The 26,818-nt window shown below is 71.4% G+C and carries 25 protein-coding genes; 15 read left to right on the top strand and 10 right to left on the bottom strand.

Translation table 11 applies throughout. The annotated features are described in order from the left end of the window. Nucleotides 1-104: 104 nt before the first annotated feature. Together purF and ACF1AK_RS08305 are read right to left on the bottom strand one after the other, a co-directional pair. Nucleotides 105-1,688: an amidophosphoribosyltransferase gene (gene purF, locus ACF1AK_RS08310; protein ID WP_391497930.1), complete on the bottom strand. Its 1,584-nt coding sequence runs from the start codon at nt 1,686-1,688 to the stop codon at nt 105-107. Between the two features lie 231 nt (nt 1,689-1,919). Beyond that, entirely contained in the window at nt 1,920-2,846 is a 927-nt protein-coding gene (locus ACF1AK_RS08305; RefSeq protein ID WP_391497928.1) for a diacylglycerol kinase, read from the bottom strand. Between the two features lie 126 nt (nt 2,847-2,972). On the opposite strand from ACF1AK_RS08305, the gene ACF1AK_RS08300 reads away from it, so the two are divergent. From ACF1AK_RS08300 to ACF1AK_RS08270, 7 genes are all read left to right on the top strand, one after another. Continuing rightward, nucleotides 2,973-4,256: an adenylosuccinate synthase gene (locus tag ACF1AK_RS08300; RefSeq protein WP_391497927.1), complete on the top strand. Its 1,284-nt coding sequence runs from the start codon at nt 2,973-2,975 to the stop codon at nt 4,254-4,256. A 124-nt stretch (nt 4,257-4,380) separates the two neighbouring features. Further along, complete coding sequence (locus tag ACF1AK_RS08295) at nt 4,381-4,983, top strand: GNAT family N-acetyltransferase (RefSeq protein WP_391497926.1); 603 nt, start codon at nt 4,381-4,383, stop codon at nt 4,981-4,983. Between the two features lie 536 nt (nt 4,984-5,519). Then, nucleotides 5,520-6,383, top strand: a complete 864-nt coding sequence (locus ACF1AK_RS08290) for a helix-turn-helix domain-containing protein (RefSeq protein ID WP_391497925.1) — start codon at nt 5,520-5,522, stop codon at nt 6,381-6,383. Then, nucleotides 6,380-6,568, top strand: a complete 189-nt coding sequence (locus tag ACF1AK_RS08285) for a DUF397 domain-containing protein (protein WP_391497924.1) — start codon at nt 6,380-6,382, stop codon at nt 6,566-6,568. Before ACF1AK_RS08290 ends, ACF1AK_RS08285 begins: the two co-directional genes overlap by 4 nt. Nucleotides 6,569-6,582: 14 nt before the next feature. Further along, nucleotides 6,583-6,771: a DUF397 domain-containing protein gene (locus ACF1AK_RS08280; RefSeq protein WP_380289265.1), complete on the top strand. Its 189-nt coding sequence runs from the start codon at nt 6,583-6,585 to the stop codon at nt 6,769-6,771. 282 nt (nt 6,772-7,053) lie between these two features. Next, nucleotides 7,054-8,799: a methionine--tRNA ligase gene (gene metG, locus ACF1AK_RS08275; RefSeq protein WP_391497923.1), complete on the top strand. Its 1,746-nt coding sequence runs from the start codon at nt 7,054-7,056 to the stop codon at nt 8,797-8,799. 173 nt (nt 8,800-8,972) lie between these two features. After that, nucleotides 8,973-9,311 carry a DUF6087 family protein gene (locus tag ACF1AK_RS08270; RefSeq protein ID WP_391497922.1) on the top strand — a complete coding sequence of 113 codons (339 nt, stop codon included), beginning with the start codon at nt 8,973-8,975 and terminating at the stop codon, nt 9,309-9,311. 21 nt (nt 9,312-9,332) lie between these two features. On the opposite strand, the gene ACF1AK_RS08265 is transcribed toward ACF1AK_RS08270, so the two are convergent. Together ACF1AK_RS08265 and ACF1AK_RS08260 are read right to left on the bottom strand one after the other, a co-directional pair. Then, nucleotides 9,333-10,250 (bottom strand): class I SAM-dependent methyltransferase, encoded by a 918-nt coding sequence (locus ACF1AK_RS08265; RefSeq protein WP_391497921.1) that lies wholly within the window; start codon nt 10,248-10,250, stop codon nt 9,333-9,335. A gap of 29 nt (nt 10,251-10,279) precedes the next feature. Next, nucleotides 10,280-11,248 (bottom strand): NAD(P)/FAD-dependent oxidoreductase, encoded by a 969-nt coding sequence (locus ACF1AK_RS08260; RefSeq protein ID WP_391497920.1) that lies wholly within the window; start codon nt 11,246-11,248, stop codon nt 10,280-10,282. A 230-nt stretch (nt 11,249-11,478) separates the two neighbouring features. Here ACF1AK_RS08260 and ACF1AK_RS08255 point away from each other — a divergent pair, with 230 nt between their 5' ends. Further along, on the top strand, nt 11,479-12,537 hold the full coding sequence (locus ACF1AK_RS08255) for an aldo/keto reductase (protein WP_391497919.1): 1,059 nt from the start codon (nt 11,479-11,481) through the stop codon (nt 12,535-12,537). Nucleotides 12,538-12,579: 42 nt separating this feature from the next. On the opposite strand, the gene ACF1AK_RS08250 is transcribed toward ACF1AK_RS08255, so the two are convergent. After that, the gene (locus ACF1AK_RS08250; protein ID WP_391497918.1) at nt 12,580-13,479 is read right to left on the bottom strand and encodes an NAD(P)-dependent oxidoreductase; all 900 of its coding nucleotides are present in this window, start codon (nt 13,477-13,479) and stop codon (nt 12,580-12,582) included. Between the two features lie 103 nt (nt 13,480-13,582). Here ACF1AK_RS08250 and ACF1AK_RS08245 point away from each other — a divergent pair, with 103 nt between their 5' ends. Further along, entirely contained in the window at nt 13,583-13,933 is a 351-nt protein-coding gene (locus tag ACF1AK_RS08245; protein WP_391497917.1) for a winged helix-turn-helix transcriptional regulator, read from the top strand. A 10-nt stretch (nt 13,934-13,943) separates the two neighbouring features. Here ACF1AK_RS08245 and ACF1AK_RS08240 read toward each other — a convergent pair whose 3' ends face one another. Next, nucleotides 13,944-14,366, bottom strand: coding sequence for a DUF350 domain-containing protein (locus ACF1AK_RS08240; RefSeq protein WP_327679324.1), 423 nt, complete (start codon nt 14,364-14,366; stop codon nt 13,944-13,946). Between the two features lie 172 nt (nt 14,367-14,538). Here ACF1AK_RS08240 and ACF1AK_RS08235 point away from each other — a divergent pair, with 172 nt between their 5' ends. The 5 genes from ACF1AK_RS08235 to ACF1AK_RS08215 all read left to right on the top strand — a co-directional run bounded on the left by ACF1AK_RS08235 (nt 14,539) and on the right by ACF1AK_RS08215 (nt 19,346). Further along, nucleotides 14,539-14,967, top strand: coding sequence for a hypothetical protein (locus tag ACF1AK_RS08235; RefSeq protein WP_391497916.1), 429 nt, complete (start codon nt 14,539-14,541; stop codon nt 14,965-14,967). Between the two features lie 6 nt (nt 14,968-14,973). After that, nucleotides 14,974-16,203, top strand: a complete 1,230-nt coding sequence (locus tag ACF1AK_RS08230) for a glutathionylspermidine synthase family protein (protein WP_391497915.1) — start codon at nt 14,974-14,976, stop codon at nt 16,201-16,203. Nucleotides 16,204-16,287: 84 nt separating this feature from the next. Beyond that, on the top strand, nt 16,288-16,428 hold the full coding sequence (locus ACF1AK_RS08225) for a hypothetical protein (protein WP_224281159.1): 141 nt from the start codon (nt 16,288-16,290) through the stop codon (nt 16,426-16,428). Between the two features lie 21 nt (nt 16,429-16,449). Then, nucleotides 16,450-17,985 carry a recombinase family protein gene (locus tag ACF1AK_RS08220; protein WP_391497914.1) on the top strand — a complete coding sequence of 512 codons (1,536 nt, stop codon included), beginning with the start codon at nt 16,450-16,452 and terminating at the stop codon, nt 17,983-17,985. Nucleotides 17,986-18,770: 785 nt separating this feature from the next. Continuing rightward, nucleotides 18,771-19,346, top strand: a complete 576-nt coding sequence (locus ACF1AK_RS08215; protein WP_391497913.1) for a recombinase family protein — start codon at nt 18,771-18,773, stop codon at nt 19,344-19,346. Nucleotides 19,347-19,570: 224 nt separating this feature from the next. On the opposite strand, the gene ACF1AK_RS08210 is transcribed toward ACF1AK_RS08215, so the two are convergent. Together ACF1AK_RS08210 and ACF1AK_RS08205 are read right to left on the bottom strand one after the other, a co-directional pair. Continuing rightward, on the bottom strand, nt 19,571-20,449 hold the full coding sequence (locus ACF1AK_RS08210; protein WP_391497912.1) for a hypothetical protein: 879 nt from the start codon (nt 20,447-20,449) through the stop codon (nt 19,571-19,573). A gap of 2 nt (nt 20,450-20,451) precedes the next feature. Further along, entirely contained in the window at nt 20,452-20,973 is a 522-nt protein-coding gene (locus ACF1AK_RS08205) for an SLATT domain-containing protein (protein WP_391497911.1), read from the bottom strand. A gap of 275 nt (nt 20,974-21,248) precedes the next feature. On the opposite strand from ACF1AK_RS08205, the gene ACF1AK_RS08200 reads away from it, so the two are divergent. Continuing rightward, entirely contained in the window at nt 21,249-23,066 is a 1,818-nt protein-coding gene (locus ACF1AK_RS08200) for an NHL domain-containing thioredoxin family protein (RefSeq protein WP_391497910.1), read from the top strand. A gap of 76 nt (nt 23,067-23,142) precedes the next feature. On the opposite strand, the gene ACF1AK_RS08195 is transcribed toward ACF1AK_RS08200, so the two are convergent. Further along, the gene (locus ACF1AK_RS08195) at nt 23,143-24,456 is read right to left on the bottom strand and encodes a M18 family aminopeptidase (RefSeq protein ID WP_391497909.1); all 1,314 of its coding nucleotides are present in this window, start codon (nt 24,454-24,456) and stop codon (nt 23,143-23,145) included. Between the two features lie 313 nt (nt 24,457-24,769). Beyond that, nucleotides 24,770-26,599: an acyl-CoA dehydrogenase gene (locus ACF1AK_RS08190; RefSeq protein ID WP_391497908.1), complete on the bottom strand. Its 1,830-nt coding sequence runs from the start codon at nt 26,597-26,599 to the stop codon at nt 24,770-24,772. Nucleotides 26,600-26,818: the final 219 nt, after the last annotated feature.

Raw genomic sequence — 26,818 nt, 5'->3', positions numbered from 1 at the left:
GGGTGGGGGGGGGTCCGCCCGGCGGGCGGGCCCCGGGGGGGGGGGGGGGGGGGGTGGACCGGGGGGGGGGGCCCGGGGGGCGGCCCCCCACCGCGGGTTCGTCGTTACGGGCGGCGCAGCGCGTCGGCCGCGCCCGCCCCGCCGAGCAGCGACTGGACGCCGTCCAGGTCGCTGCCGCTGGTCGGCTTGCCGCGGACCGCGGGGGTCTGCTGGCCACCCTTGATCTCGGCCTCCAGCAGGAGCTTGCCGAGGAGCGCCGGGTCCGGCAGCTCCATCGGATACTCGCCGTCGAAGCAGGCCCGGCAGAGCCGGTCCTTCGGCTGCCCGGTGGCCTCGATCATGCCGTCGATCGAGATGTAGGAGAGCGAGTCCGCGCCGAGCGTGCGGCCGATCTCCTCGATCGTCATGCCGTTGGCGATCAGCTCCGCGCGGGTGGCGAAGTCGATGCCGAAGAAGCACGGCCACTTCACCGGCGGCGAGGAGATCCGGATGTGGACCTCGGCCGCGCCGGCCTCGCGGAGCATCTTCACCAGGGCGCGCTGGGTGTTGCCGCGGACGATCGAGTCGTCCACCACGACCAGGCGCTTGCCCTGGATGACCTCGCGCAGCGGGTTGAGCTTGAGCCGGATGCCCAGCTGGCGGATGGTCTGGCTGGGCTGGATGAAGGTGCGGCCCACGTAGGCGTTCTTCACCAGGCCGGAGCCGTACGGGATGCCGCTGGCCTCGGCGTAGCCGATGGCGGCCGGGGTGCCGGACTCGGGCGTCGCTATCACCAGGTCGGCCTCGACCGGGGCCTCCTTCGCCAGCCGGCGCCCCATCTCCACGCGGGAGAGGTGGACGTTGCGGCCGGCGATGGTGGTGTCCGGGCGGGCCAGGTACACGTACTCGAAGACGCAGCCCTTGGGCTTCGCCTCGGCGAAGCGCGAGGTGCGCAGGCCGTTCTCGTCGATGGCGATGAGCTCGCCGGGCTCGACCTCGCGGATGAAGGAGGCGCCGCAGATGTCCAGCGCCGCCGTCTCGGAGGCGACCACCCAGCCGCGCTCCAGCCGGCCCAGCACCAGCGGGCGGATGCCCTGCGGGTCACGGGCGGCGTAGAGCGTGTTCTCGTCCATGAAGACGAGCGAGAAGGCACCCTTGACCTTGGGCAGGACGACCTTGGCCGTCTCCTCGATGGAGAGGTCCGGGTGGCCGGCGAGCAGCGCCGTCACCAGGTCGGTGTCATTGGTCGCGGCCGTCCGCCCGGAGCGGGAGACGTGCTCCTCGCCGGGGAGTTCGGCGACCATCGCCGCCAGTTCGGCGGTGTTCACCAGGTTTCCGTTGTGACCGAGGGCCAGGGAGCCGTGCACGGTCGCCCGGAAGGTCGGCTGGGCGTTCTCCCAGACCGAGGAACCGGTGGTCGAGTAGCGGGCGTGTCCGACGGCGATATGCCCGTGCAACGACCCCAGCGAGGCCTCGTCGAAGACCTGGGAGACGAGTCCCATGTCCTTGAAGACGAGAATCTGGGAGCCGTTGCTCACTGCGATGCCCGCGGATTCCTGACCGCGGTGCTGCAGGGCGTAAAGGCCGAAGAACGTGAGCTTGGCGACCTCCTCGCCGGGAGCCCAGACACCGAAGACGCCGCAAGCGTCCTGGGGGCCTTTCTCGCCGGGAAGAAGATCGTGGTTGAGTCTTCCGTCACCACGTGGCACGCCTTCGAGTCTAGGCCAGCCCGCCCGGCGTTCCGGCACCCGGTCGGCCGGATCTGAACGGGTGTGCGCCGGTAACGCGCGTAGACAAAACCCCTTACCAGCGGCGGGGTTCGCCGTCCGGACCCGGCCGGCGAACGCGCCGGGCCTTGCGGTTCGCGCCCGTTGGCGCATTCCGGGCGGGTGCGGCGCTTCGCCCCGCGTTCGCCCGCCGTTCGTCCAACGTGAGCCTGCTCACCCGGGGACCCCGTCGGCGCGGGAGGCCCGGGCGGCGGGCAGCAGCAGGCCCCAGCACCCCGGGTGGACCGTCCAGGTGCGGGCCCGGACCGGGCCGACCGGGTGGCCGTCCGCCTCGTAGCCGAAGCCGCGGCCGGCCACCGAGACGCTGGCCGCCCGGGCCCGGAGCAGGGCGCCGGGGGCCCGCACCACGATCTCCATCACGCCCTCGCCGGCCGAGTCGCCGGACGGCAGGGTCACCTGGACCACCCGGACCGGCCGGTGCACGTCCGCGAGCAGCCGGCCGTCCGCCTCGACCCGCAGCCGGGAGCTCTGCTCGCCGTGGCCCGGCTCGCCGCGCCCGGTGCGTCCGGCCGGCCCGGTCCGCGCGGCCCGTTCCGGGGTGAGTACGGTCCCCTGCTCGGCCGCAGCGAGTTTCGCCCATAGCGAACGCCAGCCGCTCGGACGGCCCACCGGGCGCCGCGCCCCGCTCCCCGAGATCCGCACCCCGCCGAGCGCCACCCCGCCGCCGTCGTCCACCAACAGGTCCAGCTTCCGCGCCGCCCCCGCCAGCACCGCCCGCGCGGCCGCGACCGGAGCCGGCGGCACCCCCAGCCCCCGGGCCGCCACCACCTCCTCCGGCCGGCCGACCGGGACGAGTCCCACCGGGTCCGTCCCCAGCTCACGTTGGCGGTACAGCGCCTGGAGCACCCGTTGCAGCGCGAGATCCGAACCGATCACGACCGGTCGCCTCCGGCCGCGGTGCGAAAGCACCCGGTCGAGCTCGGAGGGCGTCTCCGGGCAGGCCACCTTGACGTCCGTCCCGCCGGAGAGAACGTCCCTCGCGATCCGCACCGACTCGCCGTCGGACTGCCGGGCCGCCGGGTCGAGGAGCAGCAGGAGCGGCTCCGGGCCGCCGGTTGCAGGCGTGGACTGGGACGACACAACCGGTCCTTCCTCAGGTAATCTCTCGGTGCAAGAGCCCCTTGCGCTATTGCGCCAGGGGCTTCGTCTATCTCGGGGCAGACTGCGGCCTACGCAGGATGCCCCAACCGGAAGGGGTGTACGCCTGTGCCGGCACTCGTGCTCGTTGGCGCTCAGTGGGGAGACGAGGGCAAGGGGAAGGCGACCGACCTCCTCGGCGGCTCCGTCGACTACGTCGTCCGCTACCAGGGCGGCAACAACGCCGGTCACACGGTGGTCATCGGCGACCAGAAGTACGCGCTGCACCTGCTGCCTTCCGGCATCCTCAGCCCGAACGTGACGCCGGTGATCGGCAACGGCGTCGTCATCGACCCGGGCGTGCTGCTCTCCGAGCTCAACGGCCTGAACGAGCGCGGCATCGACACCTCCAAGCTGCTGATCTCGGGCAACGCCCACCTGATCACGCCGTACCACCGCACCCTGGACAAGGTCACCGAGCGCTTCCTCGGCAAGCGCCGGATCGGCACCACCGGCCGCGGCATCGGCCCGACCTACGCGGACAAGATCAACCGCGTCGGCATCCGGGTCCAGGACCTCTTCGACGAGTCGATCCTGCGCCAGAAGATCGAGGCGGCGCTGCACGACAAGAACCAGCTGCTGGTCAAGCTGTACAACCGCCGCGCCATCCCCGCCGAGCTGGTGCTGGAGGAGTACCTGGGCTACGCGGACAAGATCAAGCCGTTCCTCGCCGACACCACCCTGGTGCTCGACGAGGCGCTGAAGGCCGGAAAGGTCGTCCTGCTGGAGGGCGGTCAGGGCACCCTGCTCGACGTCGACCACGGCACCTACCCGTTCGTCACCTCCAGCAACCCGACCTCGGGCGGTGCCTGCACCGGCTCCGGCATCGGCCCCACCAAGATCGACCGGGTCATCGGCATCCTGAAGGCCTACACCACCCGCGTCGGCTCCGGCCCGTTCCCGACCGAGCTGCTCGACGAGGACGGCGAGGCGCTGCGCCGCATCGGCGGCGAGCGCGGCGTGACCACCGGGCGCGACCGCCGCTGCGGCTGGTTCGACGCGGTGATCGCGCGCTACGCGACCCGGGTCAACGGCCTCACCGACTTCTTCCTCACCAAGCTCGACGTGCTGACCGGCTGGGAGCAGATCCCGGTCTGCGTGGCGTACGAGATCGACGGGCAGCGGGTCGAGGAGCTGCCGTACAACCAGTCCGACTTCCACCACGCCAAGCCGGTCTACGAGACGCTGCCGGGCTGGAGCGAGGACATCAGCGGGGCGAAGACCTTCGCCGAGCTGCCGAAGAACGCCCAGGCGTACGTGAAGGCGCTGGAGGAGATGTCGGGCGCCCCGATCTCCGCCATCGGCGTCGGCCCGGGCCGGGACGAGACGATCCAGATCAACTCGTTCCTGTAGGCACCGCCGTCGGGAAGGCCCTGCGGACCACCCGGTCCGCAGGGCCTTCCTTTCGCCCTCGCGGTTTTGAACTAGCACAAAAAGCCATTGCCTCTAGTGCATTCACGGGCTACCGTTCCGGATCATGACCGCGAAGCTGCCCGTCCCCGTCACCCTCACCGGCCGCCACGTCCGCCTGGAGCCGCTGGAGCGCCGCCACCTGTCCGGCCTGTGGAGCACCGTCGGCCCCGACCCCGAGGTGTGGCGGTGGATCCCGTTCGGCGCTCCGGCGTCGGAGGAGGAGCTGGGGGTGATCCTGGACTCCCGGCTCGCCGAGACGGCGGCCGGGAAGGCCGTGAACTTCGCCGTGATCGAGCTCGCCACCGGCCGGGCCGTCGGCATCACCAGCTACTACGCGTTCGACGCGCAGGACGAACTGGTCGAGATCGGCGGCACCTGGTACGCCCGGTCGGTGTGGCGCACCGCCGTCAACACCGAGGCGAAGCTGCTGCTGCTCGTGCACGCGTTCGACGAGTTGGGCATGGGTCGGGTGTTCTGGAAGACCGACGCGCTCAACGACCGCTCGCGCACCGCGATCCTGCGCCTCGGCGCCCGGTTCGAGGGCGTCCACCGCCGCGAGAAGCGTCGCGCCAACGGCGTCTGGCGGGACACGGCGTACTTCTCGATGCTGCGCGACGAGTGGCCGGACGCCCGCGCCCGCCTGGAGCAGCGGCTCGCCGCCGGCTGAGCGCGAGCGGCCCTACGGATCCTTGCGGGGCGCCAAGTCCCTTTTGCCCGAGCGCCGTTCCCGCGGCTGACGGGTCGCGATGATCTGCGCCACCACTCCGACGAAGACCACCGACACCAGCAGGCCCGTCAGCAACACCACGGCCATCAGCGATCGACCGCCGCCACGGCCGGGACCGCCCCGCCGCACACCCCGATGAGTTCCACACCCCAGTCATCGGCCAAAGCGGCGGCGAGGTCAAGCCCCCGCCCGCACGTTCGAACCGCGTCCGTCGCGACGCCGCCGGGCGGCCGTCCGCGGCGCGGCCCGTCGGGTGCGGGCCCGGTCCCCGGTGGAAGCAACATCGACTGTCTCCAGTCCAGTTGAGGGGTGGAGCCGACTGCCGGCGCAGACCGGCCCCATGGCGACGACGTTAGGGTCCAGGGGCAACAGTTGCTACTGCGTCTGGCGCACTTCACCCCATCGAGCGACCTTGTGGACCCGGTGTCCACGGGGCGGCAAACTGCACCGGAGGCACCGACCGAGGAGAGACGCGCATGCCACCACGCCTGTCGCCCAGCGTGCGCCAGCAACGACTCGGCTCGGAACTGCGCAGGCTGCGGGAGCACGCGGGCATGACGCCCAAGGCCATGGCGGCGGCCCTGGGCACCGACGTCCCCAAGATCTCCCAGATGGAGAACGGCAAGTCGGGCATCAGCGCCGACCGCCTCCGCTCCTGGGCCGCCGCCTGCCGCTGCGCCAACCTCCCGCTGATCGAGGCCCTGACCCTGATGACCCAGGACCGCGGCAAGCACTGGTGGCACCACTTCCGCGGCCGGGTCCCGGCCGGCATGCTCGACATCGCCGAGCTCGAACACCACGCCGAGTCGCTGCTCGTCCTCAACACGACCTCGATCCCCGGACTGCTCCAGACCAGCCGCTACGCCGCCGCGATGTTCGCCCGGCTCCGGCCGCCGCTCCCCCGCCACGACGCCGATGTCCGGACCGCCTTCCGCACCGAACGCCAGCAGGTCCTCTCCGCCGGACGGCCGTTCACGGCGTTCATACACGAGGCCGCGCTGCGGATGCAGTTCGGCGGCCCCACCGTCCTGCGGGAACAGCTGGCCAGCCTGCTCGACGACGCCGAGCGCCCCGGGGTCACCCTGCGGGCGATCCCCTTCGCCGTCGACACCTACCCGGGCTCCGGCGAGGACCTCTTCCTCGCCCACGGCCCGGTGCCCGAACTCGACACGGTGCAGATCGACCTGACCCAGGGGCCGCAGTTCATCGACTCGGAGGCGGACCTGGCCTCCTACCGCGCCATCGTCGCCGAGTCCGACTCGCTCGCCCTGGGCCCCGAGGAGACCCACGAGTTCATCCGGCGCATCATGACGGAGCTGAAAGGCCGGCAACCCCGATGACCGACTGGCAGAAGTCCTCGATGAGCGGCAACAGCAACCAGTGCGTCGAAGTGCGGGCCGCCGGCGACCGCATCGAGATCCGCGAGTCCGACACCCCCGACGCGATCGTCACCACCAGCCACCCGACGTTCGCGCGGTGCATCGAAGCCGTCAAGCACGGCGAGTTCGACCACCTCATCCCGTGAAGGAGACCCTCCCGATGGACACCTGGCAGAAGGCCGCCCCCGGCGGCGAGGGCGACGACGCCCTGGAGATCCGCACCGTCGACGGCATGGTCGAGATCCGCGACCCCAGGAACGACGCCGTCATCGTCCGCACCACCCCCCGCAAGTGGGCCGCCTTCGTCCTCGGCGTGAAGGCCGGCGAGTTCGACCACTTCGTCGCCTGACCTGCCCGCCCGGACCGTCCCCCCGCACCCGCGGGGGGACGGTGCGGACGCCCGTCCCCGGCAGGGCGGGGCGCCCGCTCCCGGCCCGGCGGCCCCGGGGAAAAGGGCGCGAGGCGGCGGGGCGGGCTTCGCTAGGATTGGGAGGCCCACAGTGGAACGTCGCTCTGGCCGGCAGCCCGGGAGGCGGCGCCTGTGCCCGGCTCCCTCCGCAGCCCCAGACCCTGCGCCCGTCACGGCACTCCGGGACAGGGGTGCGTGCGGGAGAAATCGGAGCATCCGAGGATGGCTCGGCACCTGATCACCAGCGCCCTCCCCTACATCAACGGGATCAAGCACCTGGGCAACATGGTCGGGTCCATGCTGCCGGCGGACGTCTACGCGCGGTACCTGCGCCGGCGCGGGCACGAGGTGCTGTACATCTGCGCGACCGACGAGCACGGCACGCCCGCCGAACTGGCCGCCCAGGAGGCCGGGCTGCCGGTGGCGGAGTTCTGCGCCCGGGCGCACGAGCAGCAGAAGGCGGTGTACGACGGCTTCCGGCTGTCGTTCGACTACTTCGGCCGCAGCTCCTCCCCGCAGAACCGGGAGATCACCCAGGAGATCGCCCGCGAGCTGCACGCCAACGGGTTCATCGAGGAGCGGGCGATCCGCCAGGTGTACTCCAACGCGGACGGCCGCTTCCTGCCGGACCGCTACATCGTCGGCACCTGCCCGCACTGCGGCTACGACAAGGCGCGCGGCGACCAGTGCGAGAACTGCACCCGGGTGCTGGACCCGACGGACCTGCTGGAGCCGCGCTCGGCGATCAGCGGCAGCGCCGACCTGGAGGTGCGGGAGACCAAGCACCTGTTCCTGCTCCAGTCGAAGCTGACCGGGCCGGTGGAGGACTGGGTCGCCGCGCACGGCGACGAGTGGCCGGTGCTGGCCTCCTCGATCGCCCGCAAGTGGCTGACCGAGGGCCTCCAGGACCGCGCGATCACCCGTGACCTGGAGTGGGGCGTGCCGGTGCCGGCCGACGTGTGGCCGGAGCTGGCGGCCGCCGGCAAGGTCTTCTACGTCTGGTTCGACGCGCCGATCGAGTACATCGGCGCCACCAAGGAGTGGGCGGACGCGGCCCCGGCCGGCGAGCAGCGGGACTGGAAGTCCTGGTGGTACGAGGCGGACGACACCGTCCGCTACACCGAGTTCATGGCCAAGGACAACGTCCCGTTCCACACCGTGATGTTTCCGGCCACCCTCCTCGGCTCGCGCCGGCCGTGGAAGAAGGTCGACTACGTCAAGGCCTTCAACTGGCTGACGTACTACGGCGGGAAGTTCTCCACCAGCCAGAAGCGGGGCATCTTCACGGACGTCGCCCTGGAGCTGCTGCCGGCCGACTACTGGCGCTACTTCCTGATGGCGCACGCCCCCGAGTCGGACGACTCCAGCTTCACCTGGGACCTCTTCGCGTCGGTGGTCAACAAGGACCTCGCCGACACCCTCGGCAACTTCGTCAACCGGGTGCTGTCCTTCAGCCGCAAGCGGTTCGGCGACGACGTGCCGGCCGGGCACCCGGCGGGCGAGGCGGAGGAGCGGCTGGGCGCGCAGATCGCCGAGCTGCTGGCCGACTACGAGACCCAGCTGGAGGCGCTCAACTTCCGCAAGGCGGCGCAGAGCCTGCGCACGCTGTGGAGCGCGGGCAACGCTTACCTGGACGAGAAGGCGCCCTGGCTGCAGGTGAAGACCGACCCGGAGGCGGCCGCGCTGACCCTGCGCACGGCCATGAACCTCATCCACCTGTACGCGGTGGTCTCCGAGCCGTTCATCCCGGCGGCGGCGCAGGCGATGCGCGAGGCCTTCGCGCTGCCGGCCGACGCCCCGGCCCGCACCGCCGCCTGGGTGGACGCGGAGGCGGCGCGGGCGCTGGACGCGGTGCCGGCCAGGACGCCGTTCACGGTGCCGCCGGTGCTGTTCGCCAAGATCACCGACGAGGACCTGGCCGCCTGGACCGAGCGCTTCGGCGGCGGCGAGCAGGCGGCCGGCCGCTGACGGTCGGCCGCTGACGGAGGGCCTTTGGCCCCACGGCCCTTGACGGACGGCCGTCTCCCCGCACCGGGGAGGCGGCCGTCCATCGGTTTTTCACCCGATCGTGGAATCGCCCGGCCCACGGCGGATCGGCGAGACTGGCCGTCCCCGACCGATCCACCAGGGAGGTGCCCACGATGGACGCCGAGGACGAGCCGCCGGCCGACGAGCCGCCGGCCGACCGGTACGCCGGGCGGGCACGCCGCCGCCGGGCACCGGGGACACGGGACGCGATCACCCTCGCACCCGGGCCGCGGCGCGCGGCGCACCTCTTCCAGGACGTGCCCCGGCTGGTGGTCGAATGGGACGGCCACACCTGGCAGCCCGTCGCGGTGGCCGAGAACTACGCCGGGGCCTACCCGCTGATCGTCCGCCCGCAGCCGCCCGGCGGGCCGCATCCGGTGTGCCCGCAGGCGGACGCGTCCGCCCCGCTGCTGCGCAGGGGGACGGGCCGGCACCGCAAGCCGGACCGCTGACCCGGGGGCGGGCCCCGGGGATCAGGCCGCGCGGGCGGTGTGGACGGTGAGGGCGGCGAGGTAGAAGGCGTCGGGGCGGGCGAGGATGCCGGTGGGGGCGTCGCGGTCCAGCAGGGCGTCCAGGGCGGCGAGGTCGGCGTCGTCCAGCAGACCGGCGAACTGCTCCCGGCGGCGGGTGAGCTGGACGTGCAGGAACTCGCGGACCGGGGTGTCCAGCGGGGCCGGGTGGTCGACCAGGAAGGTCCGGCTGCCGGCCGGGACCAGGCCGGCAGCGGCCAGCATGGCCGGCCAGTCCTCGACCACGGCCACGGTGCCCGGGACGGCCGCGCGCATCGCCGCGAAGGTCTCCTCGTGCGCCGCGTCCAGCCGGGCCTGGAGGCCCGGGCGGCCGAGGCCGAGGTCGCGCGGGAGGTAGCGGGCCGGCAGGCCGCGTTCGGCGACGGCCAGCACGCCGCCCGGGCGCAGGGTGGCGGCCAGCGCGGTCAACGCGGCCTGCTGGTCGCCGAGATGGTGGATCGCGTTGCCGGACCAGACCAGGTCGGCGCCACCGAGCGTGCCGAAGTCCTCGGGCAGGTCGGCGCGGAGGGTCGCGACCCGGCCGGCCGAACGGGTCCGGGCCCGCTCCAGCAGGGCGGCGGACTGATCGACGGCGACGACCTCGGCGGCCGGGAAGGCGTCCGCGAGCAGCCCGGCGATCACCCCGGGGCCGCTGCCCACGTCGAGCACCCGGCGGACGGGGGTGGCGTCCAGCAGGCCGCCCAGCCACCGGGCGGCCTCGGTGACGGCCGGGGCCTGGGCGCCGGCCTCGCGCTCCAGGTGGACGGCGAGGGCGTCCCAGTCGACGTCGGTGCCCTGGCCGTGGTCATGGCCGTGGCCGTGGCCGTGATGGGCGTGGGTGTGGGCGTGGGCCGGCTGAGGGGTGTGGGCGTGCCGGGTCATGGCGGACTCCGTCCTCTCGGTGGGTCGGTTCAGGCGGCGGCGAGGGCGCGGTCGACGTCCTCGTCCACCAGGTCGTGGTTGAGCGCGAACGCCGCCGCGGCGCCCGCTCCGGCGGCGGTGACCACCTGGGCGCGCGGGTCGGCGACATTGCCCACCGCCCACACCCCGGGCACGCTGGTACGGCCCGTGCGGTCGGTGGTCACCCAGCCCTGCGCGTCCCGCTCGCAGGCCAGCCCGAACAGCAGGGCGTCCCGGGGCACCAGGTGCGGGAAGAGGAACACCGCCTCGCGCGGCACGGCCGTGCCGTCCGCCAGTTCGACGCCGCGCAGCCGGTCGTCGGTGACCACCATCCGCTTGACCTCGCCCTCGACGACCCGCACGCCCCGGGCGGCGAGCTTGGCGCGGTCGTCCGCGGAGAGCTCCAGGGTGTGCGCGAGGAGCACGACGTCCGCCGACCACTGGCGCACCAGCAGTGCCTGGTGCACCGCGCCCGGGTGGGTGCCGAGCACGCCGAGCGGGCGGTCGCGCACCTCGTAGCCGTGGCAGTACGGGCAGTGCAGCACGTCGCGGCCCCAGCGCCCGGCCAGGCCGGGCAGCTCCGGCAGGCCGTCGCGCAGACCGGTGGCGACGACCACCCGGCGGGCCCGCAGTGCCGGGCCGCCGGCCAGGTGGACGTCGAAGGCGGGCGCGTCCGCGGCCGGCAGCGGCTCGATGTGGTCCACCCGGGCGTCGAACAGGTCGACGCCGTACCCCGCCAGTTCGGCGCGGCCGGTCTCCAGCAGCGCGGCCGGGGCCATGCCGTCCCGGGAGAGGAAGCCGCCCATCCGTGCGGCCGGGGCGTTGCGCGGCTGCCCCGCGTCCACCACGGCCACCCGGCGGCAGGCCCGTGCCAGCACCAGGGCCGCGCTCAGGCCGGCGGCGCCACCACCGACCACCACGACGTCATGGCCGTCGGCGGTCGGGCTCTCGGGAACGGTTACGGTTCGCGTGTCACTCACGGCGATCACCTCCACCGCCAGGCTGCTCCGGCCGCCGGACGGGAGGCAACTTTCGTTGCTGTTTCGGCAACGACCACCCGGGCCGGCTGCACCTCGCCCTCCGGAACGAGCCGGATCCCCCCGCCGGGGGAGCCGCCCCTTGCCTTGGAGCGCACTCCAACTCCTAGGGTTCGGCAGGCGGATCACCGGACGCAACGCACCACCGACGCACCCAGGGGGGAACCACCACCATGCGCTACCGCACGCTCGGCGGCACCGGCATCGAGGTCAGCACCTACTGCCTCGGCACGATGATGTTCGGCGCGATCGGCAACCCCGACCACGACGACTGCGCCCGGATCGTCCACGCCGCGCTCGACGCGGGCATCAACGTCGTCGACACGGCCGACATGTACTCGGCCGGCGAGTCCGAGGAGATCGTCGGCAAGGCCCTGCAGGCCCGCGGCGACCGCGACGACGTCGTGCTCGCCACCAAGGTCCACTTCCCGATGGGCGAGGGCCGCAACCACAGCGGCAACTCCCGCCGCTGGATCGTCCGGGAGGTCGAGGCGAGCCTGCGCCGGCTGCGCACCGACCGGATCGACCTCTACCAGGTGCACCGGCCGGACCCCGACACCGACCTGGAGGAGACCCTCGCCGTCCTCGGCGACCTGGTGCGGGCCGGCAAGATCCTCGCCTTCGGCTGCTCGACCTTCCCCGCCCACGAGCTGGTCGAGGCCCACCACGTCGCCGAGCGGCGCGGCCTGCCCCGCTTCCGCACCGAGCAGCCGCCGTACTCGCTGCTCGCCCGCGGCATCGAGCGGGACGTCCTGCCGACCGTGCGGCGGCTGGGCATGGGGGCGCTGACCTGGTCCCCGCTCGCCTCCGGCTTCCTCACCGGCCGCTACCGCAAGCACCGGCCGGTCGACCTGGGCAGCGGGCGCGCCGCCCTCATGCCGGCCCGGTTCGACCCGGCGCTGCCGGTCAACCAGGCCAAGCTGGACGCCGTCGAGCAGCTGACCGCCGTCGCCGAGGACCTCGGCCGCACCCTGCCCGAGCTGGCCCTCGCCTTCCCGCTCGCGCACCCGGCGGTCACCTCGGTGATCATCGGACCGCGGACCCCCGGCCAGCTGGAGGCGGCCCTCAAGGGCGCCGACCTCGTCCTCGACGACGCCGCCCTGGACCGGATCGACGCGATCGTCCCGCCCGGCACCGACGTCTACCCGCCGGACGGCGTCTGGCGGCCCCGCGCCCTGACCGACCCCGCCCTGCGGCGCCGTCTCCCCGCCGACCGCCCGGCGGCCGGCTGAGCGGAAGCCGGGGCACCGGCCGCAGGGGGCGGGGCGGGCGCCCTACCCGCGCAGGAGGTCGACCACGCCGGTGAGGTCCTCCGCGCCGTGCCGGGCCGGGTCGGCGTCGAGGCGGCGGCGCATCAGCGCGAAGTAGGGCGTGAGCAGTTCGCTGCTCACGCCCTGCTCCTCGGCGGTGCGCAGGAAGGTCGGCACCCCGGCGACCTGCATCGCCAGGTTGGAGACGACGCCCTCGGTGTAGTCGCCGGCCGCCAGCTGCCCGGCGGTGGCCTCGACCGAGCCGGTCATCGCGGTGAGCCAGGAGGAGAGCAGCGGGGCCAGCGCGCGCGGGTCGACGGACTCGCCGCGGACCAGCGCGAAGGCGTGCGCGACACCCGCGAACATGCCGTACATCGCGCTCAGCAGCGCCACGTCGTGCAGCGCGGCGTGGCCCGCGTCCTCGCCGACGTACCGGGCGTCGGCCGGGGCCGTGAGGGTCGCGCGGTGCTCCTCGAACAGCTCCGGGGAGCCGCTGTAGAAGACGTACGGTCCGGCCTGCGGAACGCCGATCATCGGCGGGACGGCCATGATGCCGCCGTCCAGGTAGCGGGCGCCCCGGCCGGTCACCAGGGCCGCGCGGGCGCGGGCCGTGCCGGGGGTGCTGGTGACCAGGTTGACGACGTCCTTGCCGGCGAGGTCGACGCCGGCCAGCGCCTCCTCGACCGAGGCGTCGTCGAGCAGGCAGACCACCACCAGCCGGTTGGCGGCCACCGCCTCGCCCGCCGTGGCGGCGACGGCGGCGCCCCGGGCGGCGAGCGGTTCGGCCCGGGCGGCGGTGCGGTTCCAGACGGTGAGCGGATGCCCGGCGGCCAGCCAGGCGCCGGCCAGCGCGGTGCCCATCGCACCGAGGCCGAGCAGGGTGAGCGGGGTCTTCGAAACGGCGTCAGCGGCGTTCTGTGTCATGCCGGCCAGCCTCGTTCCGGCCCCGGGAACGATCAAGTACGCACTTCGGAGTGGGTGGTTACCCTGAGGTGAGCGAGCAGGCCGGCGAAGGGGTGGGGCAGGAATGGCGGTGACCGTGCCGAGGCCCGGTGCGTACGTCTGCGGGATCGACGCCGCGATGGACGTCATCGGCGGCAAGTGGAAGGTGCTGATCCTGTGGGCGCTGGGCGAGCGGCCGCAGCTGCGCTTCGGCGAGCTGCGCCGGCAGGTGCCGGGGATCACCGAGAAGGTGCTCGCCGCCCACCTGCGCGAGCTGGAGGCGGACGGCATCGTGCACCGCGCCTCGTACGACGAGGTGCCGCCACGGGTCGAGTACTCGCTGACGGCCGTCGGGCGCCGGCTCAACGAGGCGCTGGCACCGCTGGGCGCCTGGGGCCGGCAGCACGTGCTGAACGACGGCGCCCCGCACCCCTGAGCGGGCGGGGTCAGGCGATCGAGGCGGACACGATCGCCGCCACCGCGAGGTTGCAGCTGGCGGTCACCCAGACCGCCGGGTGCGGCTCCGGGTCGACCAGGATCGCGCCCAGCTTGCCCGGCGTCAGCACGTCCACCACCCAGAACGCGACGGCCATCAGCACCAGGCCGAGCACGCCGAAGCAGACGGTGGAGGCCAGGCCCTTCCCGAAGTCCTCGTAGGTGTAGAGGATCGCGGTGAAGACGATGCCGCCGATCCCGAGCAGGGCCGAGCTGAGCAGCACGGCGGCGTTGCGGTTGCGCTCCACCCAGATCTGCCGGCCGAGCTTGCCGGGCGTCAGCACGTCCACCAGGACGATGCCGAGCAGCAGCAGGACGACGCCGACGCCGCCGAAGGCCGCCGCGGCGCCGAGACCGTGCAGGATGTCGTTCATGGGTGTCCGCCCCCCGGGTCGGTGTCTCAGGTCGCCCGCCGGGGGCGGGCCGGCCGCGCGCAGGCCCCCTCCCACGGTCAAGGATCGGCAAAAGATAACCCATCGCGACCGGGTTCCGAGAGGGAACGGGGCCCCTCCCGCACCATCGGGGCCACGCGTACCATCGGACGCCATGACCCTGCCGCCGTCCGTCAGTTCCACCCGGCCACCGGACACCACCGGACCGGCCGCCGCCGAAACGGCCGCCGCGGGGCCGTCCGCCGCGGGGCCGTCCGCCGCGGCACCGGGCAGCACGGCGCCGGACGCCTCCACCCGCCGCCGCTCCGGCTTCGTCGCCCTGGGCATGGTCGGCACCCTCGCGCTCGCCCTCTCCGGCTGCTCGTCCTCCTCCGGGAAGAACCCGCCGAGCCGCTGCGTCGACCCGGCCACCCTCAAGGTCCTCGACAGCCACTCCTGCACGGCCAAGGGCGCCACCGCCGGCCGCTGGTACTACTGCGGCTCCGGCTCCACCACCGCCACCGGCGGCACCTTCGACAGGGCCGCCACCAAGCGCGGCGGCTTCGGGTGCCCGTCCGGCTCCAGCGGCTCGGGCGGGGGCTGATCCGCCGTGCGCCGCCGCACCGTCGAACCCCGTCCCGGCTGGCTGGCCACCGTCGAGGGCCAGGGCCTCGTCTACGCGATGTGCTCGGACCCCTGCAACCAGGGCGGCCCGCACGCCTACTGGGACGAGTCGGCCTACTACGAGTTCTCGCTGCCCGAGGTGGAGGCGCTGGAGGAGGTCGTCGAGGAGCTGCACGAGATGTCGCTGGCCGCCGCCGGCCACGTGGTCCGCACCGGGCGGTTCACCGACTACGGCATCACCGACCCGCGGCTCGCCGCCGCCGTCGCCGAGTCCTGGCACCGCCGCGACGAACAGCCCACCCTCTACGGACGGTTCGACCTCGCCTACGACGGCACCGGCCCGGCGAAGCTGTTCGAGTACAACGCCGACACCCCGACCTCGCTGATCGAGGCGGCCGGCCCGCAGTGGTTCTGGATGGAGGAGCGGTTCCCGCACGCCGACCAGTGGAACTCGCTGCACGAACGGCTGGTCGCCGCCTGGGCCCGGCAGAAGCACCTGCTGCCGCCCGGCCCGGTGCACTTCGCGCACTCGCGCGGCGACACCGAGGGCGAGGACTGGATGACCACCCTCTACCTCCAGGAGTGCGCCGAGCAGGCGGGCATCGAGACGGTCGGCATCGCCATGGAGGACATCGGCTGGGACGGCCTGTCCGGCCGCTTCGTCGACCTGGAGCACCGCTTCGTGCGCGCCGCGTTCAAGCTCTACCCGTGGGAGTGGCTGGCCTCCGACGAGTTCGGCGAGCAGCTGCTGGACGTCGTCGACCACGGCGGCTCCACCGGCTCCACCCTGTGGATCGAGCCGGCCTGGAAGATGCTGCTCTCCAACAAGGCGCTGCTGGCCGTCCTCTGGGAGCTGTACCCGGGCCACCCCAACCTGCTGCCCGCCTACCTGGACGGCCCGCGCGAGCTCGCCGGCCCGGACGGCCCGGGCTACGCCGCCAAGCCGCTGCTCGGCCGCGAGGGCGCGGGGGTGCGCATCGTCGAGCCGGGCGGCCGCGAGACCCGGCTCGCCGACTGGGCCGGCGACCCGGACCGCTACGGCGCCGAGGGCCACTGCTACCAGCAGCTGCACCCGCTGCCCGACTTCGACGGCAACCGCCCCGTCCTCGGCGCCTGGGTGGTCGACGGCGAGGCCGCGGGCCTGGGCATCCGCGAGACCGACGACAGCCCGATCACCCACCAGGGCGCCCGCTTCCTGCCCCACCTCATCGTCTGAGCCGCCGGACACCGCCCGGCCCCGCCGCCGTCCGCCCGCCCCGCCGCCGGAATGCGGGCCGGGCGGGTGCGGTTTGATGGGGTTATGGCATCTCGTGCACGTGTACGCGCCCCCGAGCTGGTCGGGGCAGGCGGTTGGCTGAACACCGGCGGCAAGGAGCTGACGCTCGCCGACTTCCGGGGCAAGATCACCATTCTGGACTTCTGGAAGTCCTACACAATGTAGGGATCTCCAGAGGGGGCGTACGTGCACCACCACACCCTGTGCGACCTGTACCTTCGGCTGTCCTTGGACCGGGACGGCAAGACGGCGATCGAACGGCAGGAAGCCGACTGCCGCGCATGGGCCGAGCGCAACGGCCTGACGGTCCGCAAGGTTCACATCGACCGAGGGCGCTCCGGCTTCAAGGACGTCGAGCGCAAGGGTTTCGACTCCGCCCTTGCCTCTGTGACTGCGGGTGTCGTCGGAACCCTGATCGTGTGGAAGCTCGACCGGCTGTCCCGAAAGGGCATCGGCCAGGTCGGCAAGGTCCTGGACGACATCGAGAAGGCGGGCGGCCGCCTGGTCTCCGTCGTGGACGGTCTCGACACCTCGAACGACTCGGCTCGCATGGTCGTCGCCATGCTCGCCGAACTCGCCCGCTCCGAGTCGAAGAACCTCGGCACCCGCGTGGCCCACGCGAAGCGGCACCTACGCCGCCAAGGACAGTGGATCGGCGGACAGCCCCCGTACGGCCTGCTGGTCGACCCCGCCACGAAGAAGCTGGTGCACGACCCCGAGACGGCCGTCTACGCCCGCCTCATCGCCGATGACGCGCTGGCCGGCAAGTCCCTCGTGCAGATCGCCCGGCTGCTCAACGAGTACGACATCCCCTCGGCCAGAGGCGGCCAGTGGAACGCGGCGAGCATCATGAATCTGCTCAAGTCACCCGCCCTCGCCGGTCTCATGCCCGAGACCGAAACCATCGAAGCCGAGGACGGCAGCCGGAAGTTCACGAGCCGCGTGTTCCCCTACCGAGACCCCGAGACGCTGGACACGGTCAGCATCGGCGAGGGGATCGTCACGGTCGGCGAGCGCGAGAGGATCATCCGGCAACTCGAATCCCGGACCCGCGTCCACGCGGGCAAGCGGATGCCGAAGCCCAACGGCACGGCATTGCTCACCAGTCTGGTGTTCTGCGACGTACCCGGCTGCGGACGCCGAATGCACAAGGTCGGCAACAGCTACCAGTGCATGGCCCGCCGAGCGGGCAACCAGTGCCCCGGGGCCAGCGCCATGGCCGACCGGGTCGACAGCTACGTGTCCGAGCGGTTCCTCTCGCTGCTCCCCGCCCTGGATCTGGAAGACCCCTTGCTGGTGGCGATCGCTGACCGGTGGATGAAGCGGACCGATCCCGAGACCTTCGCCAAGCGGGATGCAATCTCCTCAGAGATCACCGATCAGGAAGCCCGGTTGGCCGACCTGGAGGACGCGCGTTACGTCCGTGGCGAGTTCGACCGCCCCGGCGCACTCGACCGTTACGACCGCCTCGCTGCCAGGCTCCAGAGCCGGATCGACGGCCTGCAAGCCGACCTCGCCAACATCCCGCTCCCCGCCGTCGACATCACTCCGCTGCTGGACAGCGAGATGCTGTACCCCGCTTGGGAGGCTTCGACGCAGGACCAGAAGCGGGACCGCCTGTCCCTGGCCATAGACGGCGTGTTCATCAGCAAGGGCGAACGCGGCAAGCGCTTCGTCCCGGAGCAGCGCGTCCGAATCAAGTGGGCCGCGATCACGGAGTAGCCGCTCTGTGAGGCTCTCTCAGCCCCACCCGGTCCCCGGTGGTCGGGTGGGGCTTCTTCGTGCCCGCTGGCGGCCGCATGGGCGTTTGCGCCCGGCCGGCGGGGGTGACGCGGTGACGGAATGACGGGTGGTCCAGGTTTTCTCTAGAACACGTGTACATCGAGAAACCAGAACCGACCGTCATTCCGTCACCACGTCACCCGTGGTGCGCTGCCCCTCGCCGCCGACCAGGTGGATGCCCCCTTCCACTCCCGCCCCAGCGCGGCAGGGAGCTTCCTTTCTGGCATGGATTATTCAAGTGTTTCTACGGAGAAGAGTGCCCACCTCCACCCGTCGTCACGGCGCGTCGTCATCCCCGATCATTTGTCACTCTCAGTGCAGGCAGGGTGGCCAAAGTGCCAGAAATACAGCCTTTTTCCAATTACTCTCTACTCGCGTTAGAGGGTTTAGAAAAGAGGGGTTGGTTCGCCACTTTGACCACTCCGGCCAATGGGGGCGAGGAGCAGGAGGGGGGCACCCCCGGGCGCACGGCCTGCCGACCGCCGAGGTGCTGGGACTTCCGGTCCGTACGGGTCTGGCGCTGCACATCCGGCGCCGACCCTTCGACCCAGACCTCCCATCGCAGGGGCGTGACGCCGGGCAACCCCCGGCGCGCCTCTCAGAAACGATGGTTTGTGAGACGACCCACAAACGGCGCGCCCGGGGTCGATCAAGCGTTCAAAACCCGTCTCAAAACCTTCCGAAGTCCCTTACGGTTGTGAGACGAGTTATGAGACGTTTGGGACATGGCGACGAACACCGGACACCTGATCGGCTACGCCCGAGTCTCCACCGACGACCAGGAGGCGCAGCTTCAGCACGACGCGCTCTCCGCAGCGGGCTGCGCCCGGATCTTCACGGACAAGGCCAGCGGGAAGAACACTGACCGCCCGGAGCTTGCCGCCGTGCTCGACTATCTGCGCCCCGGCGACACGCTCTGCGTGTGGAAGCTGGACCGCTTCGCTCGGTCGCTGATCGACCTGGTGACCATGGTGGACGCCTTGTCGGCGCGGGGGATCGGCTTCAAGGTCCTGACGGGGGCGCTCGCCAGCATCGACCCGAACACCCCGGACGGCCGCCTCATGCTCCAGGTGGTCGGCGCGATGGCGGAGTTCGAGCGCAGCTTGATCAAGGACCGCACCCGCGCCGGCTTGGAGGCCGCCAGGGCGCAGGGACGGACAGGCGGACGACCGAATGTACTGAATGCCGACAAGCTCGCTGCGGCCCATGCCCGCCGCGCGAAGGGTGAGAGCGTGACCGCGATCGCCAAGGCGCTGGGAGTCAGCCGGGCGACCCTGTACCGGGCGCTCGGCACCGAGTAGGGAGCAGCGGAGCGGCAGGCGAGAGGGCGCCCGGGGCGGCGCCCTTTATCGCTGGCGCTCTGGGGGATACCCCGCTCCTGGTCGCCCGCGAGATCGTGGAGACCAGCGCCGCCGGCATGTCGGTTCGCTGAGCCCGTGGTCAGTGCCGACGGGTGGCTCAACACAGGCGGCAAGAAACTGGCCCTCGCGGACATCCGCTCACCATCTGGACTTTCGGTTCTTCGTCACCCGTATGTCGGGAAGTCGTTCCCGAGGATGATCCTCCAGAGCCTGATTGCCTCCCGGTGGTCACCCCTCCTCTCTGCCGCCAGCGCGAGATCCGCCCTGTCCCGAGCAGCCTTGAGGCTTTCGTTCGCAGCATCCCTGTTCGACTGGGTCAGATATGAAGAGAGATCGCCGCTACACCCTGCCGGGTCCTGCACGGAGAGATTGTAGAGGTTATAATCGAAGAACACTCGAAGCGCCGTTCGCGAGTCGCCTCCAAGCGCGGTATAGGTTCGGGCGACCATCATTTCAAGATGGAACGACGCCAGGCGCGAACTGTGAGCCTTGTTCCATTTCTTGGCAAACCGGATTATTTTCTTGAGGTCGCCACCAACGGCGTTGCTTCGTTCCGCCAGGTATGCTTCATGCTTCGCAGGATTCGTGGTCAGCCAATTCCCTGATCCACCAGGTATGCCATAGTCCCCACTCGTATACTTCTCGACCGGCGCTACATCTACACTAAGACCGTCGGCATAGAAGAATCGAACAGCCTGACCACGCGCGCCGACCTTGCGTACAGGAGAATATTCGTTCAGAACCCTTCGAACCCTGTGCAGAAATTCGGAAGAGTCGTCTCGATATTTCTGGACCCACAGGTCCGAGTCAATGTGCAGGTGAACTAGGAGATCGATGTCATCAACAGGGCGACAAGCAGTTTTCCGCCCCAGTGAGCCGATGATCTTATGCGACTTGTAGCTGATGTCGCCGCCGGCCGGGAAGGCTGCCTGTACGACCTTCAGGACGGCATCCCGACGCTCGTACACCTTGGTCCACGTGCTGGGAGTCGGGTTCACCGCAACGCCGAACTCATTGAATGCCGAAACGGTGGATAGCGCCATTCTTATTCATCTCCATCCGCAGAGTAGCTTTGACCCCCGCCACTGATGTTCTTCTTAGATTTCTTGTAGGCCAGCTGGCCCGGAGGGTCGGATGTCTTGTTCAACTCATCCCGTGTGTTAGTGAGATTGCGCAGCGCATCTCGCGCATCCTCTCGGGTCAAATCGACAAGGTCGATCGTAAGGAACTGCCGTGCGGAAGTCTGCAATTGAAGATAGGCGTTTGCCGATGATTGAGCCTGCGTCATTCGGCGCGATGCATTCACTGTAGTCAATGTGGCAGTGAGGGCTGCCGAGACGAGAGCCAGGACTCCGGGCCAGATTCCGAGGTCCCCTCCGAGGGCCGTTCCACCAGAGATGGCCGCAAGCGCCGCTGCCGGGACACCGAGAAAGAGGTTGATCAGGCGCCAGAGCTTTGCTTGCTCAAACTGACCTTGAGCGCTCCACAGCGCGCTCTCGTGGATGCGGTCGGCTTCCACGGCAATCGATTGGTGCGACTCGGGCAGACCCGCTGGAATCAGTGACACGGACACCTCATCTGGCCGAAGTGCATGAGCAAGCGGATGCGCATCGGAGGGAAATCTCGCCTGCGTTGGCAGCCGACTCTACCGAAGAGCCCCGAAAGCGGAAGATGTCGCGTCCATTTTTCCGGATCATCGCGCCGGCAAGAGCTGCCGAGAGTCCCAGCGGCAAGGGTGGTGATCTTGACCGGCTCTCGACAGTCCGAGCCTGACAACACCCAAGCGGATCCGACCGGGCACGCTCCGGAATGAGTGATGGACTGATGGGGTTGGATGAGGGCATGGCTTCTCGTGCTCGTGTCCGCGCCCCCGAGCTGGTCGGCGCTGGTGGATGGCTCAACACAGGCGGCAAGGATCTCAAGCTGGCCGACCTGCGAGGTAAGTGTGTCGTACTAGATTTCTGGACGTTCTGCTGCATCAACTGTCTGCACGTCCTCGACGAGCTGCGGGAGCTGGAGGAGAAGCACCGGGACACGGTGGTGATCGTCGGCGTGCACTCGCCCAAGTTCGTGCACGAGGCCGACCACCGGGCCGTGGTGGACGCGGTGGACCGGTACGAGGTGCACCACCCGGTGCTGGACGATCCGGCGCTCGCGACGTGGAAGCAGTACGCGGTGCGCGCCTGGCCGACGCTGGTGGTGATCGACCCGGAGGGGTACGTCGTCGCCCAGCACGCCGGCGAGGGGCACGCGCACGCGCTCGCCCGGCTGGTCGAGGAGCTGGAGGCGGAGCACGCGGCGAAGGGCACCCTGCGGCGCGGCGACGGCCCGTACGTGGCGCCCGAGCCGACCGCCGGTGACCTCAAGTTCCCCGGCAAGGCCGTCCGGCTGCCGAACGGCCACTTCCTGGTGGCCGACTCCGGCCACCACAGCCTGGTCGAGCTGGAGGCCGACGGCGAGACGGTGGTGCGCCGGATCGGCGACGGCGTGCGCGGGCTGGTGGACGGCACCAGTCCCCGGTTCAGCGAGCCGCAGGGCCTCGTGCTGCTGCCGGAGGGCACCGCCGGCCACGACCTCGTGGTCGCCGACACCGTCAACCACGCGCTGCGCGGCGTCCGGCTCTCCGACGGCAGCGTGACCACCCTGGCCGGCACCGGCCGCCAGTGGTGGCAGGGCTCGGCGACCGAGGGCCCGGCCCGCGAGGTGGACCTCTCCTCGCCGTGGGACGTCGCCTGGTTCGACGGCCGGGTGTGGATCGCGATGGCCGGCGTCCACCAGCTGTGGGCGTACGACCCGGCCGCCGGCACGGTCGGCGTCGTGGCCGGCACCACCAACGAGGGCCTGGTCGACGGTCCCGCCGCCGAGGCCTGGTTCGCCCAGCCGTCCGGCCTGGCCGTGTCGGCGGACGGCGAGCGGCTCTGGGTCGCCGACTCCGAGACCTCGGCGCTGCGCTGGGTTTCACGTGAAACCAAGGCCGTGCACAGCGCCGTCGGCACCGGCCTGTTCGACTTCGGGCACCGGGACGGCGCGGCCGCGCAGGCCCTGCTCCAGCACCCGCTGGGCGTCACCGTGCTGCCGGACGGCTCGGTGGCCGTCAGCGACACCTACAACCACGCGCTGCGCCGCTACGACCCGGCGAGCGACGAGGTCAGCACGCTCGCCACCGACCTGCGCGAGCCCTCCGGCGCGGTGCTGGTCGACGGCGACATCGTGGTGGTCGAGTCCGCCCGGCACCGGCTGACCCGGCTGCGGCTGCCCGAGGAGGCCGTCCGGGTGGACGCGGTCGCGCACCGGACCCAGCGGGCCGCGACCGAGGTCGCCCCGGGCGCGCTGCGCCTCGACGTGGTCTTCCGGGCGCCCACCGGCCAGAAGCTGGACGAGCGCTACGGACCGTCCACCCGGCTGCTGGTCAGCGCCACCCCGCCCGAGCTGCTGGTCTCCGGCGCGGGCGCGGACAGCGCGCTCTCCCGCGAGCTGGTGCTCTCCGACACGGTGACCGAGGGCGTGCTGCACGTCTCGGCGATGGCGGCGTCCTGCGACGACGACCCGGCCGTCGAGTACCCGGCCTGCCACGTCCACCAGCAGGACTGGGGCGTCCCGGTGAAGCTCACCGACGACGGCGCGCGCCGGCTGCCGCTGGTGCTGGCCGGCCTGGAGTAGCCGCCCCGCCGCCCACGACGGCGCGGGGCCCGGCGGGTGGGAAACCCGCCGGGCCCCGCGCGTCCCGCCGGGGGGCTCAGCCCTCCAGGAACGCCTTGAGCGCGCTCGCCAGCAGGTACGGGTCCTCCGCGCCGCACAGCTCGCGCGCCGAGTGCATGGAGAGCGCCGCGATGCCGCAGTCCACGGTCTGGATGCCGAGGCGGGCCGCGGTGATCGGGCCGATCGTCGTCCCGCAGGGCATGGCGTTGTTGGAGACGAAGGTCTGCCACGGCACGCCGGCCTTCTCGCAGGCCGCCGCGAACACCGCCCGGCCGACGCCGTCGGTGGCGTACCGGTTGTTGACGTTGACCTTGAGGATCGGCCCGCCGTTGGGCAGCGGGTGGTGGCCCGGCTCGTGCCGCTCGCTGTAGTTCGGGTGGACGGCGTGGCCCATGTCCGAGGAGAGACAGACGGTGCCGGCCAGCGCCCGGGCCCGGTCCTCCAGGCCGCCGCCGCGCGCGTACACGCTGCGCTCCAGGACGTTGCCGAGCAGCGGGCTCTGCGCGCCGGTGTCCGATTCGCTGCCGGTCTCCTCGTGGTCGAAGGCGGCCAGCACCGGGATGTACGGCAGCGCCGCGCCGTCCGTCTCGGCGGCGGCGGCCACCGCGGCCAGCGCGGCGGTGGCGGCGTGCACCGAGAGCAGGTTGTCCAGCCGCGGGCCGGCCAGCAGCTCGCGGTCCCGGCCCAGGTAGGAGGCGGGCTGGACGTCGTGGGTCATCAGGTCCCAGCCGCTCACCTGGGCCGCGTCGACCCCCGCCCGCTGGGCGACGTAGCCGATCAGCGAGCCCTCGTCGACCGGGCCGAGGCCCCAGATCGGCGTGAGGTGGCGCTGCTTGTCCAGCTTCATGCCGTCGTTGACCTGGCGGTCCAGGTGGATCGCCAGCTGCGGCACGCGCAGCAGCGGCTCGTCCAGCTGGACCAGCCGCCGGCTGCCGTCGCGCAGGGTGAGCCGGCCGGAGAGGCCGAGGTCCCGGTCGAGCCAGGTGTTGAGCGGCACCCCGCCGTAGATCTCCACCGCGACCTGCCGCCAGCCCGCCGACCCGGTGTCGGGGATCGGCTTGACCCGCAGGTTGGGTGAGTCGGTATGGGTGCCGACCACGCGGAACGGCGTCTCCGGGCCCGCGCCGGCCGGCACGTACCAGGCGATCAGCGCGCCGCCGCGGACGACGTACCGGCCGCCGGCCAGGCCGTCCCAGGAGTCCGTTTCCAGCACCTGCCGGAAGCCGGCTTTCTCCAGACGCTCGGCCGCGCTCGCGACCGCGTGGTAGGGCGACGGCGAGGTGCCGAGGAAGGCGATCAGGTCATCGGTGTGCGTCCGGTCGAAGAAGGCCTGGCGGGCGGCGGTCGACATGCTGCTCCTGGGTCGAGGGAGGGCCGAGGCCGAAATGGGGGATCGGCTTCGCACCTTGAGCATATGCCCGTACACGGACATGACACTCGGAGCATCCCAACGGATGCAGAACGCAGACAGAAACGTGAACTGACGCTCCCTCCGCTGTCGCTGGACCTCCGGTACGGCGCCGGGACCGGCCCGCCCGGTCCCGGGCACACCGAAGGGCCCGGTCGGCGGGACCGGGCCCTTCGGTGTGAGGGTGGGGTCAGGCGGTCAGGAAGGTGTCACGCGCGGCGTGCCCGGTGCGGGGCGGCGGCGGGGACGGGTGGCGTCAGAACGCCTCCTCCGCCAGCTCCATGATCTCGTTGTCGATGCCCTCGGCGATCAGGCGCTGCGGGGCGACGGTCGGCAGCACGTTCTTCGCGAAGAAGCGGGCCGCCGCGACCTTGCCCCGGTAGAACGGCACGTCCTTCTCGGAGGCGCCGGCCTCCAGCTTGGCCAGGGCCACCGCGGCCTGGCGCAGCAGCAGCCAGCCGACCACGACGTCGCCGGAGACCATCAGCAGGCGGGTGGTGTTCAGGCCCACCTTGTACATGTTCTTGACGTCCTGCTCGACCGAGGAGAGGTCGGCGAGCAGCTTGCCGACGATGGCCTCCAGGTCGCCGGCGGCCTTGGCGAGCAGCGCGCGCTCGGCGGCCAGGGCGTCGCCGCCCTCGGCGGAGGCGAGGAACTTCTGGATCTGCTCGGACAGCGCGGTGAGCGCCTGGCCGCCGTCCTTGACGATCTTGCGGAAGAAGAAGTCCTGGCCCTGGATGGCCGTGGTGCCCTCGTAGAGGGTGTCGATCTTGGCGTCCCGGATGTACTGCTCGATCGGGTACTCCTGCAGGTAGCCGGAGCCGCCGAAGGTCTGCAGGGACTGGGCGAGCTGCTCGTAGGACTTCTCCGAGCCGTAGCCCTTGACGATCGGCAGGAGCAGGTCGTTGAGGCGCTCGGCGGCCTCGTCGTGCTCGCCGCGCAGCTTGGCCGCGGTCATGTCGTCCTGGACGGAGGCGGTGAACAGCACCAGGGCGCGCATGCCCTCGGCGTACGCCTTCTGGGTCAGCAGCGAGCGGCGCACGTCCGGGTGGTGGGTGATGGTGACGCGCGGGGCGGTCTTGTCCAGGAACTGCGAGATGTCGGCGCCCTGCACGCGCTCCTTGGCGTACTCCAGCGCGTTCAGGTAGCCGGTGGAGAGGGTGGCGATGGCCTTCGTGCCGACCATCATCCGGGCGAACTCGATGATCTTGAACATCTGGCGGATGCCGTCGACCTTCTCGCCCAGCAGCCAGCCCTTGGCCGGGTGCTTGGCGCCGAAGGTCATCTCGCAGGTGTTCGAGGCCTTGAGGCCCATCTTGTGCTCGACGTTGGTGGCGTAGACGCCGTTGCGCTCGCCCAGCTCGCCGGTCTCCCAGTCGAAGTCGAACTTGGGGACGATGAACAGGCCCAGGCCCTTGGTGCCCGGCTTGCCGCCCTCGGGGCGGGCCAGCACCATGTGGACGATGTTCTCGGACATGTCGTGCTCGCCCGAGGTGATGAAGCGCTTGACGCCCTCGATGTGCCAGGAGCCGTCCTCCTGCCGGACGGCCTTGGTGCGGCCGGCGCCGACGTCCGAGCCGGCGTCCGGCTCGGTGAGGACCATGGTGGAGCCCCACAGGCGGTCGGTCATCCGCTTGGCGATCTCAAGCTGCTGCTCGGTGCCCTCCTCGGCGATGACGCCGGCGAAGGCCGGGCCGGAGGAGTACATCCAGATGGCCGGGTTGGAGCCGAGGATCTGCTCGGCGAAGGCCCAGATCAGCGAGTTCGGGGTGACCTGGCCGCCGATCGACTCCGGGATGCCCAGGCGCCACCACTCGGCGTCCATGAAGGCCTGGTAGCTCTTCTTGAAGGTCGCCGGGATCGGCGCGGTGTTGGTCTCCGGGTCGAAGACCGGGGGGTTGCGGTCGGTGTCGGCGAAGGACGCGGCGAGGTCGTTCTCGGCGAGGCGCGCGATCTCGCTCAGGATGTTCTTCGCGGTCTCGACGTCCATCTCCGCGAACGGTCCGGTGCCGTACACCTGCTCGCGGCCGAACACCTCGAAGAGGTTGAACTCGACGTCGCGCAGGTTGGACTTGTAGTGACCCATGGCCGTTATCTCCGGTTCGTCGCTTCCGGGACACCTCCGCGTTCGGGCGCCCGTACCCACCAGTAGGCCTCATGATGCTACCCAGCGGTAACTTATTTCAAGCCCCCGTCGGTGAATCCTCCGCGGATCACCCCATGAACGTGGTCACGTCCCACAAGCCGGGACGGTCCGCTCTTGTCAGGATCGACGCCCGCGCGGGGGCCCGCGCTCCCGATAGCC

The sequence above is a fragment of the Kitasatospora sp. NPDC015120 genome (genome assembly GCF_043080305.1).
In the GTDB taxonomy this organism is placed as follows: Bacteria; Actinomycetota; Actinomycetes; order Streptomycetales; family Streptomycetaceae; genus Kitasatospora.
The sequence above is the reverse complement of the archived record's forward strand: the minus strand, read 5'-3'. Positions and strand labels throughout refer to the sequence as shown.